The sequence below is a fragment of the Dactylosporangium sp. NPDC051485 genome, assembly GCF_040682015.1.
Taxonomy (GTDB): domain Bacteria; phylum Actinomycetota; class Actinomycetes; order Mycobacteriales; family Micromonosporaceae; genus Dactylosporangium.
Genome location: NZ_JBFAZW010000051.1, coordinates 60,373 through 74,690 on the forward strand (window position 1 = coordinate 60,373; position 14,318 = coordinate 74,690).

At 67.9% G+C, this 14,318-nt stretch carries 7 protein-coding genes and 2 pseudogenes; 5 read left to right on the forward strand and 4 right to left on the reverse strand.

The window, feature by feature from the left end; all coding sequences use genetic code 11:
• The first annotated feature begins 46 nt into the window (after nucleotides 1-46).
• From AB0M46_RS27055 to AB0M46_RS27065, 3 genes and pseudogenes are all read left to right on the forward strand, one after another.
• The gene (locus tag AB0M46_RS27055) at nucleotides 47-1,786 is read left to right on the forward strand and encodes a tyrosine-type recombinase/integrase (RefSeq protein ID WP_363340271.1); all 1,740 of its coding nucleotides are present in this window, start codon (nucleotides 47-49) and stop codon (nucleotides 1,784-1,786) included.
• Nucleotides 1,783-2,085: a DUF6262 family protein gene (locus AB0M46_RS27060; RefSeq protein ID WP_363340273.1), complete on the forward strand. Its 303-nt coding sequence runs from the start codon at nucleotides 1,783-1,785 to the stop codon at nucleotides 2,083-2,085. The genes AB0M46_RS27055 and AB0M46_RS27060 overlap by 4 nt, the downstream gene beginning before the upstream one ends.
• 69 nt (nucleotides 2,086-2,154) lie before the next feature.
• Nucleotides 2,155-2,361 (forward strand): annotated as a pseudogene (locus tag AB0M46_RS27065) (integrase core domain-containing protein); the annotation flags it as partial.
• A gap of 79 nt (nucleotides 2,362-2,440) precedes the next feature.
• Here the strand turns inward: AB0M46_RS27065 and AB0M46_RS27070 are convergent.
• Both AB0M46_RS27070 and AB0M46_RS27075 read right to left on the reverse strand, forming a co-directional pair.
• Nucleotides 2,441-3,739, reverse strand: coding sequence for an alkaline phosphatase family protein (locus AB0M46_RS27070; protein WP_363340275.1), 1,299 nt, complete (start codon nucleotides 3,737-3,739; stop codon nucleotides 2,441-2,443).
• A gap of 241 nt (nucleotides 3,740-3,980) precedes the next feature.
• Nucleotides 3,981-7,220 (reverse strand): GH92 family glycosyl hydrolase, encoded by a 3,240-nt coding sequence (locus AB0M46_RS27075; protein WP_363340276.1) that lies wholly within the window; start codon nucleotides 7,218-7,220, stop codon nucleotides 3,981-3,983.
• A gap of 524 nt (nucleotides 7,221-7,744) precedes the next feature.
• Between AB0M46_RS27075 and AB0M46_RS27080 the strand changes: the two genes are divergently transcribed.
• A complete protein-coding gene (locus tag AB0M46_RS27080; protein WP_363340278.1) occupies nucleotides 7,745-7,993 on the forward strand; it encodes a hypothetical protein in 249 nt (82 codons plus the stop codon).
• 157 nt (nucleotides 7,994-8,150) lie between these two features.
• On the opposite strand, the gene AB0M46_RS27085 is transcribed toward AB0M46_RS27080, so the two are convergent.
• Both AB0M46_RS27085 and AB0M46_RS27090 read right to left on the reverse strand, forming a co-directional pair.
• Nucleotides 8,151-11,168 carry a lectin gene (locus AB0M46_RS27085; RefSeq protein ID WP_363340280.1) on the reverse strand — a complete coding sequence of 1,006 codons (3,018 nt, stop codon included), beginning with the start codon at nucleotides 11,166-11,168 and terminating at the stop codon, nucleotides 8,151-8,153.
• A gap of 151 nt (nucleotides 11,169-11,319) precedes the next feature.
• Complete coding sequence (locus AB0M46_RS27090; protein ID WP_363340282.1) at nucleotides 11,320-12,975, reverse strand: hypothetical protein; 1,656 nt, start codon at nucleotides 12,973-12,975, stop codon at nucleotides 11,320-11,322.
• A gap of 1,069 nt (nucleotides 12,976-14,044) precedes the next feature.
• Here AB0M46_RS27090 and AB0M46_RS27095 point away from each other — a divergent pair.
• A pseudogene (locus AB0M46_RS27095) lies at nucleotides 14,045-14,185 on the forward strand (IS6 family transposase); the annotation flags it as partial.
• Nucleotides 14,186-14,318: the final 133 nt, after the last annotated feature.

Here is a 14,318-nt window from a genome sequence, read left to right on the forward strand (position 1 = left end):
ATGGCCGGATCCCGCTGCGTGGGCGGCCGAGCCGTTGACGGTTCGGTTGGCGGCCAACGGTTCGACCCGGCCGCTGATCACATTCCTGATCCTGCACGGCGGTCTGCGGCCTGGCTATGACTATCTGCTGGAGCGGAAATTCTCCAGCATCTGGCGGGAGGTGAAAGGCTGCACGGTCGGAGCCGACCTGACCGTCTTCCTGACCGCTGCGGCGCAGCTGGGCTTCAGCGAACGCGTCGCGGTGGCCAACGCCTCCCAGGTTCCCGCCCGTCTGCTGATCCAGACCGGCCGGCCGCTGAACCGTCTTACCGCGCAAGACCTTGACGACTTCGCCGCCGCCTGCGCGCAACGCGCGGAACGCACCGGCAAAGGCTGGCGACACTACGAGGCCGCACTCAGTAACACCCGCAGGGTGCTGTTCCACCTGCAGATCATGTCGGCCCCACCGGGCCGTACGGGCGCGATCGCCTTCACCGACCGGCTGCGCGGGGTCACCCCACCCATCCGCACGGCGTTGGTCGCCTACCTCGAACGCAAACGAGCGACCTGCGCACCGAAGACGGTCTCCTCCCTGGCCACCCGATTGATGCACTTCGGCGTCTTCCTCACCGCCACCGACCCGGCGCTGCAGTCGATCGCCGACCTGCAACGATGCCGTCACATCGAGCCCTACCTGTCGGCGCAGGTCGACGCCGTCAACACCAAGACCAACGAGGTCATCTCCGTCGCTGAACGCTCCCGCCGCGTCCTCGCCCTGGCAGGGTTCCTCACCGACATCACCGAGTGGGGCTGGCCCGACGCCCCACCACGACGGCTGGTGTTCCGCGACGACATCCCCAAACTCCCCAGAGTCCTGCCCCGCTACCTGCCCATCGACGCCGACCGGCGGCTCACCGAGGAACTGCAACGGCCCGGCCCCGGCAACGAACTGGCCGCCTGCGCGCTGCGGCTGCAACGCTCCTGCGGACTGCGCATCGGCGAACTCCTCGACCTGGAACTCGACTGCGTCCACGAAGTCCCCGAACAAGGCGCATGGCTGAAAGTCCCGCTCGGCAAACTCGAATCCGAACGCATGGTCCCACTCGACGACGACATCCTCGACCTGATCGACCACATCATCGCCATCCGCTCCCCGGGACAACCGTTGCCGCACCCGCGATACCGGCGCCCCGCACAGTTCCTGTTCACCCACCACGGGCGACGCCTATCCCAAAACGCCGTCCGCGACGAACTGGAACGGGCCGCCGACACCGCCGGCCTCGGCCACACGACACCCCACCAACTCCGCCACACCTACGCCACCGCGCTGGTCAACGCCGGAGTGTCGCTGCAAGCCCTGATGGCGTTGCTCGGCCACGTGTCCGCCGAGATGAGCCTGCGCTACGGGCGCCTCTTCGACACCACCATCCGCGAGGAATACGAACGCGCGCTGACCCTGGCCAAACAACGCGCCGGCATCCCGGCGACCGCCCGGACCAGCCTGCCCCTGGCCGACATCACCCGAGGCGCAGACTGGAAGACCACACCATTGATCAAATCCCGATTGGCCGGAGGATTCTGCCTGCGCGCACCAGCCCAAGGCGCCTGCACCTACGCCAACATCTGCGAACACTGCCCCAGCTTCCACTCCGACGCCAGCTCCCTGCCCGTGCTCGCAGCCCAACGCGTCGACGCCCACGCTCTCGCCCAAGACGCCGAGGAACGCGGCTGGATCACCGAAGCCGCACGCCACCACAAGCTCATCGCCCGGCTCGACACCCTCATCGAACAGGCCCAAGCCGGATGACCACCACCGACACCATCCACAGAGTCGAACAAGCCTGCGCCGACCTCATCGCCGACCACCAGCCCGTCACCTTCACCCAGGTCGCCGCACGCAGCGGCCTCGGCCGCACCACCCTCTACCGCAACCCGACACTGCGCGCACTCATCGAGGAACACCGCCACCGCACCACACACGCCGGAACCCTCACCGGCCTGGCCGCCGACATCGCGGCGCTACGCACCGCCCTCGAAGTCGTCGCCACCCGCGTCCGCCACCATGAAGAACAACTCCGCAGAATCGGCAAACAAAGAACACTGTGACGTGACCAAACATTAACCGGCCAACACCAGGAACCAGCCCAGTTAGCCGGTTAATCGTATGACAACGCCCTCGCCGAGGCGTTCTTCGCCACCCTGAAACGCGAACTCGACGTCGACCATCACACCTGGGCATCCGAAGCCGACGCCCGCCGTGACGGATTCCGCTGGATCGCCTTCTACAACCACCGCCGACGCCACTCAGCCCTCGGCTACCACAGCCCAGCCGACTACGAACGAACCCTCACATCAGCTACCCTGCAACAGATCGCGGCATAACCCGGTGTCCACATCCCGGGGGGAAGCCCAGTCGTGTGGCTGCAAGATTCGCTGCCGCCTGATAGATGGTCGAGGCATGTCACGGCAGGCTCCACTTCTGCGCGTTGGTGCCGTTGCAGTCGTAGATCTGCAGCTGCGTTCCGTCAGTGGTGCTGCTGCCCGGGTCGTCGAGGCAGCGGCCGGAGTGCGGGTTCAGCAGCGAGCCGTTCGCAGTCTGCTTCCATACCTGTGCGCCGGTTCCGTTGCAGTCGTACAGCTGCACCTTCGTACCGTTGGCGGTGCCGCTGGACGTCACATCCATGCACTTGCCCATGACGCCCAGACTGCCGCCAGCGCGCAGCGTGAACTGCTGCGCGATGGAGCCGTTGCAGGACCACAGCTGGATCTTGGTGCCGTTGGTCGTGCCTTGGTGGTTGTCGTCGGCGCACTTGCCGGTGATCCCCGAGGTGATGGGTCCGGCGACGGTGGTGCCCCAGATGTCGGTGATGGAGGTGGCGCCGGCGGCCGAGCCGGCGTAGGGCAGGGCGTACATGTCCTCGACGGTGCGGAGGACGCTGAAGTGGTTGATGGCCTCGGGGTAGAGGCCTTGTTTCACGGGTTGGCCGTTGAAGAAGGTGGCGATCTGGTTGCCCGAGGAGCCGTCGTTCTCGTCGAAGGTGGTGATCAGGATGCTGTTGTGCGTGTCGGCCCATCGGACGTAGGCGTCGAGGTGGTTCTTCAGCCAGGTGTCGCCGGTCGCGACCGAGCAGTCGTGCATGTCGTCGCACAGGTTCGGGATAACCCAGGAGACGGTGGGAAGCTGGGTGAAGTCGGTGGGGAAGGCGCTGAAGGGCTGGTTGTCGGTGGCAGGGATGTTGGTGAAGTTCACCCAGGGGGCGTGTTTGCGGGCGAAGTTTCCACCGTCGGCTCCGGTCGCGGTGCAGACGGTCGAACCCGCCGAGGGCAGGTCTTCGGAGTAGCCGGTGAAGGTGAGTCCGGCGGCGATGAGCTGCGCGCCTACGTTGGCGGTGTTGAAGGTGTGCGGGCAGGAGTCGTCGGTGACTCCCTGGTTGGACCCGGAGAACAGGTCCAGGTAGTTGGGCTGGGAAGGGTGCTCGATCGCGGCGGAGTCGGTGAACTTGGCCCCGGTGTTCGCGAGCTGGTTGAAGTACGGGGCCTGGGAGTTCCCGTAGATCGAACTCGCCGTCGTGTTCTCGAAGACGACGACCACGACGTGGTCGGGACGGGGGACGCCGCTCGCGGTGACGGCGGTGGGTGTGGCCTTGGCGGGTGCCGCGTGCGCGGTCGCGACGAACGCGGGGAGGGCCGTCGCGGCAAGGACGAACCCGCCAAGCCCGGCGATAGCGCGGCGGACCGATCTCTGACGTGAGGTCGACATCGTGGCTCCAGGGTGTGGGAGATTCAGACGGGGTAAAAGGGGTACGAGCTTGGCGAGGTCGTGGGCGGCTTGGCGGCAGCGGTGAGTATTGATGCGGGTGTAGTAGCGCATGAGGGTTGCGGGGTTGCAGCCGAGGCGTTCGGCGCCTTCGGGATGCCGTATCGACGTTGCCGTGGGTTTGCCGAGCGCGTGAAGGGCGGCTACCGCCAGCGATGGCCGCCCTTCACGTCCTTGCGGCTTCTCAGCCGAGCAGCTCGAGCTCGGCCAGCTGGGTTTCGGCGGCGCCGTGGTTGGCGGTGATCTGCAGCCGGTAGCGGGTGTAGGAGGTGCTGTTGGCGATGACAAATGCCCGGGTCTGGCGCCGGTCGACGAAGTCGATGTTGCTGCGGGTGTCGACCGTGGTCCAAGTACTGCCGTCGTTGGAGCCCTGCAGGGTCCAGTTCTTCGGGTCGCGGCCAGGGACGTCGTTGGCGGACGTCAGCGTGTAATGCTTGACGGTCGCGCCGGCGGTGAGCTGGCAGGTGATGGTGGCCGTGTTCGTGAACGCCAGCCATTTGGTCATGGACGTGTCGTCGACGAGGGCCGCCTTCGTCTCGTTGGGCGGGTTCTCGGCGGTGACGGTGACGGTGCTGCCGGTCGCCTTGTCGACGAGCGGTTTGGGCGCGGTGGTGCCGGTGGTCAGCGACGGCGGGATGTCGCTGCTGCCCGTGCCCCACGACGACGGGTTGGGGCCCATGACGAAGTTCAGGGTGCCACCGGCGGTGAGGTCGGCGTGGGTGAGGTAGTTCTTCGTGTAGGTGACGCCGTTGAGGGTGGCCGATTGGATGTACCGGTTGGTGTCGCTGACGCCGGGGGCGGTCACGGTGAACGTGCGTCCGTTCTCCAGGGTCACGGTCGCCTTCGGGTGCAGCGGCGCGCCGATGGTGTAGTCGGTCGAGCTCATTCGGGCGGGGTAGAAGCCGAGGGCGGAGAAGATGTACCAGGCGGACATCTCGCCGTTGTCCTCGTCGCCGAGGTAGCCGTTGCCGGTGCCGGCCCCGGAGCTGTAGAGCGTGGTGAGCACCCGGCGGACCTGGTTCTGAGTCTTCGCCGGGGTGCCGGCGTAGTTGTACATGTAGAGCATGTGGTGGATGGGTTCGTTGGAGTGTGCGTACTGGCCCATGTTGGTGTCGTAGGCCTCGGTCATCTCGTGGATCGTTCCGCCGTAGCAGCCGGGCAGGAAGTCGCGGGAGGCGGCGAGCACGGCGTCGATCTTCGCGGACAGCTGGGCGCGGCCGCCGTAGAGGTTGGCCATGCCCTGCGGGTCCTGGGGAGCGGCGGTCGCGTAGTGCCACGGCGCGCCCTCGGTGAACTCGCAGCCCCACAAGTTGGGCTTGAAGTCCGCGTCGCTCGTGCGCCACGCGCCACTGGACTGCCGGCCGCGGAAGAAGCCGACGGACGCCGAGAAGAGGTTCGTGTAGTCCAGGGCCTGGTTGCGGAAGTAGGCGGCGTCCTCGGTGTAGCCGAGCGCCTGGCCCATCTGCGCGATGCCGAAGTCGTTGTTCGCGTCCTCGAGCGTCCACGACGCCGACTCGCCGAGCGCGTCGGTGGGCACGTAGCCCTTGAAGACCGACTGCTCGATGGCCTTGCGGCCCTTGTTGCCGGCGCCGGAGTACGTGCTGGCGTTCTTGACCATCGACGCGTAGGCCGCCTGGTAGTCGAAGTTGCGCACGCCCTTCATGTAAGCGTCGGCGAAGGCCAAGTCCTGGTTGGTGCCGACCATGCTGTCGATCGAGCCGGGCCCGGTCCAGCGCGGCGTCCAGCCATAGGTTTTGTACGCGTTGACGAACCCGTCGAGCATCTCGCCCGTCTTCGTCGGGGTCAGCAGGGTGTACAGCGGCCACACCGCGCGGGACGTGTCCCAGAAGCCGTTGTTGACGTACATCTGACCGTCGTGCACGGCGCCGTCGTACGGGCTCTGGTACTTCCGGACGCCGCCGACCATCTCGGAGCGGTTGTTCGGGTACATGAACGCCCGGTACATGTTGGAATAGAACGTCGTGAGCTGGTCGGCGCTCGCGCCCTCGATGGCGACCCGGTTGAACGTGGCGTCCCAGGCGGCGGCGGCCTCGTCGCGCACGGTGTCGAAGCTCTTCGCGCCGACCTCCTGGTTCAGGTTGGCCGCGGCCTGCGCGACGCTGATCCACGACGTGCCCATCTTCAGCGTCACCGCCTGGTTGGCCGTGGTCGCGAACCGCACCCAGCCGGTGCCGCCGGTGCCGGACGCGGTGATCGGGGCGTCGACGGTCGCCGAGAAGTACAGCCGCTGGCCCTTGTGGTCGGCGTAGCCGGAGATCGTGCGCGCGTTCGTGTCGACGCTGAACGAGCCGGCGGCGCTGTCGATGACGTCGAACAGGATCGTCGAGTCCGACGCGGCCGGGAACGTGAAGCGCATGACGCCGGCGTGATCGGTCGGGGTCATCTCGGCGGTGATGCCGTACGTATCGAGGCGGGTCTTGTAGTAGTGCGCCCGGGCGACCTCGTTGGCGTGGCTGAACGTCGACTTGCGCGCGTCCGGTGTCGTCTTCAGCCCACCGGTCATCGGCATCACCTGCAACTGGCCGTAGTCGCCGATCCACGGGCTCGGCTCGTGGCTCACCGCGAAGCCCTGCACGGTGGTGGCGTTGTACTCGTACAGCCACCCGTCGCTGTTGCCGTCGGTCACCGGGGTCCAGAAGTTGAACCCGTTGGGCACCGTCGTGCCCGGGAACGTGTTGCCCCGCGAGTAGCTGAACGACGAGTTCGAGCCGCGACGGGTGTCGACGTAGTCGGAGAGGCGGCCGCTGCCGAGGATGGAGATGTCGTCGAAGTAGCCGCGGAACGGGCCGGTGTTGGCCGGCTGGTCGTAGGCGATGAGGATGCGGTCGACCGTCTTGCCGGCGACGTAGGCGCCGATGTTCGACGTGACGTAGTTCCAGGTGTCGAACGACAGCACCGAGCCGTTGCCCTGGAACATGGGGTGCACGCGCACGCCGTGCTGGTCAACGGCGCCGGAGTCGCGCAGGCTCGAGCCGTCGGTGAAGATGAGGTCGACGGCGACGTCGAGGTTGCCGCCGGACTGCGGATACACCCAGTAGGACAGCGTGCTGCCCGGGCCGATCGGGATGTCGACGTCGAAGACCCGGTTGTACGAGTACGAGCCGGTCGTGGACGTGTCGTAGCCCGAGTACATCAGCGCGGTGGTCCCGGTGTGCGCGGTCTCGTTGCGCACGCCACTCTCCATGGCGGTCAGGCCGCAGCAGTACCCCGTGACGTTCAGGCTGCTCTCGACGCTGTTCGTCCACGTCGGCTGCGGATCGCCGGGCTCGAAACCGGTGACGAAGTCGCCGGCCGCGGCAGCCGCCGGCGGTGCGCTGACGACGACGCTGAGCAGGCCGGCGACGAGGGCGACCGCCGCCAGCCAGGCCCGCCGGCGGCGGGTGGGGGGTGAACTTGTGGTCATGTGCGGCAACCTGCCGTTTCGGGGGGAGGGGTGCGTCGACTGTGACAACGATGTCAGCGCCAGGCAGACGAGGCCCTCGATGGCTTCGCGGGCCGGTGTCGGGCGCGCCTGGCGGGGCGTCGTCGGGTGGGGCGGTCGTCGTCCTAGAGGGAGGTTCGCTCTCATGTCCGGCTTCTGTCAAGGCTTGACAAATCGCGAAATTCGGCGCAGTGTCCACTGTGGACTAGGCGCTCACGTGCCTCTATGGCACGTATCCGACCAAATTGGCGGTGCGCTATGCGCGGGACGTGCACGTGCCTGGCTCGCTCCGGCTCCTGCGGCCGAATGCGGCACCCACCGGTCGACAAATTGTTGGATTTGGTCGCTTTTTCTTGCGAACGTGTGAGACAGCAGGAAGTTTTCATTAAGGAAACTTGCCTTTTTGCCGAAGCTGCTCGTCCTGGGCCGACGCGGCGTGAGCGGCGTCAGCCCGAGGGTCGGGCTCGCCTCAGCAGTCGCTGGCAGTGCACCTCGGTGGCGGCGGGATGACCGCGTGTCGGCCGCCGTCGCGGGCCGCCGGCGGGCGCCAGGTGATGCGCGATGGCATGCAGGGCTTGTCGGCGCGGAGTGCGTTCCGCACCGTTGACGTCGCCCGGCTCGCTCTGCACTTCCTGCCCCGGGGCGCAACGCTCGGCAACGCCGGACTGCTCGTCGCCGCGAGCGGGGTCACGATGCTTGCGTCGGAGGCGGTCGCGGCCCTGCTGGGTTCGGTGCTGGCCGCGGTACTGCTGTGAACTGCCGCACGATGATCGCCGCGATCCGGGCGGAGTTCACCGTATGAACGAGCGGATGGCCGCGCTGCGCAGGCGCGTCGGCGGGTGTGGGACGAGCGACACGCACCGTCCGGCCCCAGCAGAAGTCCTGCCGGGGCCGGCGATGCCGGTGGTCAGGTCAGGTGGGCAGGTTCCAGTGCTGGGCGTTGGTGCCGTTGCAGTCGTAGATCTGCAGCTGCGTGCCGTCCGTGGTGCTCGACTTCGGCACGTCCAGGCAGCGGCCGGATTGCGGGTTGCGCAGCGCGCCGGTGCCCGCAACGTACAGCCACTGCTGGGCGCCGCTGCTGTTGCAGTCCCACAGTTGCACGAGCGAGCCGTTGGCGGTGCCGCTGTTGGACACGTCCATGCACTTGCCGAGCGCGCGGAGCGTGCCGTCGCCGGGCAGCGTCCAGACCTGGGCGGCCGACGTGTTGCACGACCAGATCTGGATCTTCGTGCCGTTGGCCGTGGCGGCGCCGTTGACGTCGGCGCACTTGCCGGCGATCGCCGAGCCGATCTGGCCGGTCGGGGCGTGCGGGACCGTCCAGTGCTGGGCGCTGGTGCCGTTGCAGTCGTAGATCTGCAGCTGCGTGCCGTCGGTGGTGCTGGAGCCCGGGTCGTCGAGGCAGCGGCCGGACTGCGGGTTGCGCAGCGCGCCCGTGCCGCCGTCGTAGGCCCACTGCTGCGCCCCGGATCCGTTGCACGTCCACAACTGCACCAACGTGCCGTTCGCGGTACCGCTGTTGGACACGTCCAGGCACTTGCCGAACGCCTGCAGCGTGCCGTTCACCGGCGTCCACGCCTGGGCGAGCGAGCCGTTGCACGACCACAGCTGCACCTTGGTGCCGTCGGCGGTGCCGGAGTGGTCGACGTCGACGCACTTGCCGGCGATCGCCGAGGTGATCGGGCCGGTCGCCCCGCCCGGGTTGGTGGGCGGCTGGCTGCCGCCGTTGCCGTTGTACGACGGCGGAGCCGACGACGCGGCGGTCGCCCACGACGTGTTGGCCGTGGTACCGAGCACGAAGTCCAACGTTCCGCCGTTGAGCGCGAACGACGCCGGCAGGTACGCGTTGTTCCACGCGGAGCCGTTGAGCTTCAGGCTTTGCACGTAGGGGGCGTTGGTGGCCGCGGCCGGGGCGTTGATCGTGATCGTGCCGCCGCCGCCCAGGTGCACGATCGCCTGGGTGAACAGCGGGCTGCCCAGGGCCAGGTCGGAGGTGCCGGGGGTCTCGGGGAAGAAGCCAAGCGCGGAGAAGACGTACCAGGCGCTCATCGTGCCGAGGTCGTCGTTGCCGACGCCCCAGGCGGCCGGGTTGTTGGGCCACAGCTGGTTCTGCACCTGCCGCACGACCGCCTGGGTCTTCCACGGCTGGCCGACGTAGTCGTACTCCCACGGCAGCTCGACCGAGGGCTCGTTGCCGAGGTCGGCGTGGGTGCCGCCGCTGCCGTTGAACGCGCCCAGCACACTGTCCAGATAGGACACCATGGCCGCGTTGCCGCCCTTGGCGTCGGCCAGGCCGCGCACGTTGAAGGGGACCATGCCGGTGTACTGCCACGAGGTGCCCTCGACGAAGTCGTCCCCGGAGGCCGGGTTGAAGCCGGCCTTCCAGGCCCCGTTGGCGAGCTTCGGCTGCATGAAGCCGCTGCCGGCGTTGAACATGTTCCGCCAGTCCTGCGCGCGGTTGTAGAACTGGTCGCGGGTGGTCGTGTCGCCCAGCGCTCCGGCGAACGCGCCGACGGCGAAGTCCGCGGTGTTGTACTCCAGCAGCGTCGACACCGGCCCGTAGAAGTTGCAGCAGCCGTACGAGCCGTCGGAGGGCAGGTAGCCCAGGCCGGCCAGGTAGGTCAGCCCCGGGCGGGCGCCGTTGGTGACGGTCGCCTGGTGCACCATCGCGTCCTTGGCCGCGGCGGTGTCGAAGTTGCGCGCGCCGAAGGCGTAGTACCCGGCGATGATGCCGTCGGCCGGGTCGCCGACCATCACGTAGGTCTCGCCGTTGTAGAACGACCACTTCGGCAGCGTCCCGCCCTGCGCGTAGTCGTTCACCATCGACTGGGCGCTGTCGCTCATCTGCTGGGGCGCGACGAGCGCGGACAGCTGTGCCTGGGCGCGGTAGATGTCCCAGCCGGAGTAGTTGCCGTACTGTGCCTGGTGCCCCGCGGTCACGGTGTGCACGGCGTTGTCGAAGCCGCGGTACTGCCCGTTGCTGTCGCTGACCACGTTCGGGTGCAGCAGCGCGTGGTACAGCGACGTGTAGAACACCGTCTGCGAGTCGGTCGTCCCGCCGCTGATCTGGATCTTGTTCAGCAGGGTGTTCCACGCGTTGTGGGTGGCGGTACGCGTACCGGCGAAATCCCAGCCGGCGTTCTCGGCCGCGCGGTTGCCCGCGGCGCCCGCCGCCGACACGAAGGAGATGCCGACCTTCGCCTGCACGACCTGGTTGGCGGAGGCGTCGAAGGTGACCGACCCGAGCCCGTTGCTGAAGCTGTTGGCGGAGAAGGCACGGTCGAAGACGACGTCGTAGTAGAGCGTGTAGTGGTAGGCCGAGCCGCAGAACCCGCCGGCGGTCACCGCCCCGCTCACCTCGGTGTTGCTGACCGCGGTGAACGACGGGTTGGTGGTGCCGGTCATCGCGCCGGTCAGCTTGAACAGCAGGTTGGCCTGCCCGGTCGCGGGGAACGTGAAGCGGGCCATGCCGGAGCGGGTGGTCGCGGTGAGCTCGGTCTTGACGCCGTTGCCGAGGGTCACCGCGTATGCGCCGGCGCTGGCCGTCTCGTTGCTGTGCGAGTAGGAGATGCTGGCGGTGTTGGCGACGGCCCCGACGGTGGGCAGGATCGGCACGTCGCCGGTGGCGTCGCAGCCCGGCCCGGACAGGTGGGTCAGGCTGAAGCCGGTGATCGTGGTATCGCTGTAGGTGTACCCGCCACCGTCGGCCAGCGAGGGCGTGTCCGGGCTCCACTGCACCATGCCGAACGGGGCGTCGGCGCCGGGGAACGTGTTGCCGTCGTGGCTGGTGCCCAGGCGGGGGTTGACGATCGCGGCGGGGTCCGCAACGGGCGCCGCGGCCGCTGTACCGGCCCCGACCAGCAGGACCGGCGTGGTGACGCTCGCAATGGTCGCGAGGGCAAGCGCCGCGACCCTGACTTTGGCGGAAGACATGCCATACATGGAAGACCTCGATAAGAGTATGTCAATACTTGACAAAACTTCTCGTGCGCGCGGGCGCGGCCGCGCACCGCCCTTCTGCTCCAGGCGGCGTCGCCGGGGGCAGAAGGGCGTGCGGAAGCAGGATGGACGGGCGGGGCCCGGGTCAGCCGGTGATGCTGATGTCGTCGACGTAGCCGCGGTACCCGCCGCCGCCGCCTGGGCGGTCGAATCCGATGTCGATGCGGCTGATCTGCTTGCCCGACAGTGCACCGAGCCGGGCGGTCACGTGGTTCCACTGGCCGAGCGCCAGCCGCCCGCACTGGTACTCCGGATGCAAGCGTCCACCACCCTGGTCGGTCACTGCGGTGTTGCGCAGCGCCGTGCCGTCGGTGAGATCGGCATCGATGGCGACGCAGCTGCTGTTGTCCCCCGACACCAGCGGCGACTGGGCCGTTCCCTGTGGATAGATCCAGTACGAGAGGACGGTGTTGGGTCCGATGGTCAGCGGGGTGCTGAGGTCGAACAGCTTCAGATATGCGTAGTCGGTGGGAGCTCCGGCGGCGCTTCCGGAGTACATCAGCGCGGTCGTTCCGCTGTGTGCGATCTCGGCGCGCATGCTCGCCTCCGGTCCGGACAGGCCGTAGCCGGGGATCGGGTTGACGTTGGCGATGCCGCCGGCCGAGGTGCCGCCGTCGGTGTCGACCACGTCCGCCCAGTCGGGCAGCCGCTGTCCGCTCTCCAGGCTGGTCGAGCTGAACTGCGCCGCTGAGGATCCGCGCAACGGGGCGGTGGCGAGCCCCACGACGGTGTCCCCGCCGCCGTAGTTCATCCACCATTGTCCATTGTTGAACATGATCGTGTTCATGAAGATCGTGTTCGGCGTCAGGCCGTTCTGCTCGTACGGCGCCGCCGGGCTGAGGACAGCGTCGGTCAACTGCCCCGTCGAGCGCGTCGGATCGGCGCGGGACATGACCATCTCGCTGACCGCGTAGAACCACCGGCCGTGCGACATCAGACCGCCCGCGATGAACAGCACGATGTTGTGGTTGACCGGTCCACCCTGGACAGTCTGATAGTCGGTGACCGCGACGCAGATCTCGACCGGGGCGTAGCTGCTCGGCAGATGCAGATCAATCGGGGTGAAGTTGGTCCAGTGCACCATGTCCGTCGAGTAGGCGACACCGGTACCGCATCCCGCTCCGGCACAGCCGCCGGAGGCCCGGCCGCCGTAGTACATGACGTAGCGGCCATTGATGAGCAGCGGATGGTCGGACGGGTCGGTGACCACTGCCGCGTTCTTGTTGTTCGTGACGATCGGGCCGAGTTGGGTCCAGTGCACCATGTCGGTCGAGGTCGCCTCGTTGATGTCGTACCCGCCGTTGTGGACGCCGGTGAAGAACGTGTAGTACGTGCCGTTGAGCTCGTAGAGCCGGGGATCCTCGACCGCGGCGGTCGCGTTCGGCAGGCTGTTGGTGATGACCGGATTGCCGGCGTATCGGGTGTACGTGTGCCCGTCGGTGCTGGTGGCGTACCCGATCTGGGAGGTGTCTCCGCGCTGTCCCCGGTAGAGCATCCGGTAGACGCCGCCGCGCACCACCACGCCGGGGTTGTACGTCTCGTTGGCCTCGAAGCCACTGCCCTGCGCGGTGAGAATGGGATTTGCGTTGTACCGGCTGAACGGGCCGATCGCCCAGTCCGGCAGGTTGGTGCCGGTGTAGTCGGCGGCGGCCGGACCGGCCGAGGCGGCGACCGCGTACCCGGTCGCCGCGGCGGCCAACACAACCGCAAGGAGCAGTCTGCGCAGTCGGGAACCCCTCATCGATGCACTCCTTGGCAGAGGAAACATGCATACATGGAAAACCCCGATTGAGCGCATGTCAATATTTGACAAAACTGCGGCGCCAGGCGCAGGGCTGCGCCGACCACGCGCCCACCCTCGGCGGCGTGCGCGCAGCTGATCGGATCAGGGTCTTTTGTCGGCTTCGCCGGCGGCACCCCACACCCGTAGCACGCTCTCAGCGAAGACGGTGTACGCCTCGTCGGCGGCGAGGTGTCCGGCGGCGACCTGGCTGGTAGCGGTGTGAGATGAGCCCGATGATGGCGACGGTCAGCCTGCCGACCGGCAACGCAGGGTCGAAATCGCCGGGTGCGCTGGCCGCGCCGGGTGCCGAGCCTCGATGACCCGACCCCACCCAGCGCCGGGGGTTCATCGATGACGCCACCCGCCACCTCGCCGCCCGCGGCGTGCGGTTTCCGGCGATGGTCGCGGCCCCCGCCGCGGCAAGGCTGGCCCAAGCCGCCGCCGACCGGGCTGACAGCGATTGGATCGTGAGAAGGCTTCTCGGCGAACGCGGAGCGTCCCTGCCGCACGCGGTCGAGCTGCGGCTGATCTTCGCCGTCACCCGCCAGCGGGCTGGCTCGCCGTTGCCGAGTGCGTCGACCGCTCTCGAAACCGTGATGCCGGCCAGTACTGACCATGAAACTGCAACCCCGGCCGGTGCCGCTGCCGGGTACTCCAGGCGAACCGGCGCATCGGCTGCATCTCACCGCCGTCGGTAGCGCATCCAGATTCCGTACCACGCAGCTCACCACACCTTCCTCGGTGCGCCACGCCACCGTCCACCGCCGGGCCCAGTCCACCGGCTCCGACGTTGATGCGGTGTCCGGATCGAACCCCACGAACAGGTCGTCCACCGAGCACCCGGCAGACCACACCGGTACCTGCGCATCGTCCAGCGCTGGCGACCTGCGCTCCTCCGAATTGCCCGCCTGCATCGAAGTATCGAAACACAGCGCTGCACGGCGGCTCGGGGGGACCGTTGCGTTGTGCGTTGGCAAGATCCACGCAGACTTGGACAGTGAGGTCATCGATTCGTCCACGCCCCTGGCTGCCGCCGAAGTCGGCGTTCGCCGGGTTCCGGTTCCCGGCCGAGGCCATCGTCCTCGCGGTGCGCTGGTATCTGCGGTTCAACCTGTCCTACCGCGACGTCGAAGAACTGCTCGTCGAGCGCGGCGCCGAGGTCGATCACGTGTCGGATAGGGGACGCCGTTTTCCGGCGTCCCCCTCCTCAGACCCGGATCCGCGGGTAGCGGAGGCGTGAGCCAAATATCGCTGATAGCCGATGTGTTGTTGTGGTGTTGGGCGGGTGGGGCATGCCGGTG

What these genes read in the sequence shown, in the direction of transcription:
- AB0M46_RS27060 (WP_363340273.1), top strand. Translation starts at nt 1,783, where the DNA reads ATGACCACCACCGACACCATCCACAGAGTCGAACAAGCCTGCGCCGAC.
- AB0M46_RS27070 (WP_363340275.1), bottom strand. Translation starts at nt 3,739, where the DNA reads ATGTCGACCTCACGTCAGAGATCGGTCCGCCGCGCTATCGCCGGGCTT.
- AB0M46_RS27075 (WP_363340276.1), bottom strand. Translation starts at nt 7,220, where the DNA reads ATGACCACAAGTTCACCCCCCACCCGCCGCCGGCGGGCCTGGCTGGCG.
- AB0M46_RS27080 (WP_363340278.1), top strand. Translation starts at nt 7,745, where the DNA reads ATGACCGCGTGTCGGCCGCCGTCGCGGGCCGCCGGCGGGCGCCAGGTG.
- AB0M46_RS27085 (WP_363340280.1), bottom strand. Translation starts at nt 11,168, where the DNA reads ATGTCTTCCGCCAAAGTCAGGGTCGCGGCGCTTGCCCTCGCGACCATT.
- AB0M46_RS27090 (WP_363340282.1), bottom strand. Translation starts at nt 12,975, where the DNA reads ATGAGGGGTTCCCGACTGCGCAGACTGCTCCTTGCGGTTGTGTTGGCC.